We start from the raw sequence: 399 nt of genomic DNA on the forward strand, positions 1-399 counted from the left end.
TGTGCATCCATATCCCAATCAAGTAGCACTTTTAGAGCATTTTAATCTGCAAGATACGTCAAAATCAGTTGCAAAATTTGATACTACTGATCTTTTTGCTTTAAATCGTCATCTTGTGCATGAGTTAACCTATGAGGAAGTTAAAACACGACTTAAAAATCTTTCTATTGATGGCGATAAGGCGGAGTGTTTTTGGAATGCGATGAGAGGCAATATTGACAAAGTAAATGATGCTGTCTTTTGGTGGAAAATGATTCATGACGAACAAAAGAACTTTGATACAGTGGCGCTTGAAGATCGTGCATTCGTGTGTCAATCACTCAATTTCTTGCCTGAAGGCGCATTGAATGATGAAAGTTGGAAAGTTTGGACAACGGCATTAAAAGAAAAAACAGGTCG

At 37.3% G+C, this 399-nt stretch carries 1 pseudogene; it reads left to right on the forward strand.

Annotated features, from left to right (window positions below):
* Window positions 1-399, forward strand: a pseudogene (locus tag J7R13_RS09245) (glutamate--tRNA ligase); the annotation flags it as partial.

Source organism: Bartonella taylorii 8TBB (assembly GCF_902825155.1).
Classification (GTDB): Bacteria; Pseudomonadota; Alphaproteobacteria; order Rhizobiales; family Rhizobiaceae; genus Bartonella; species Bartonella taylorii_A.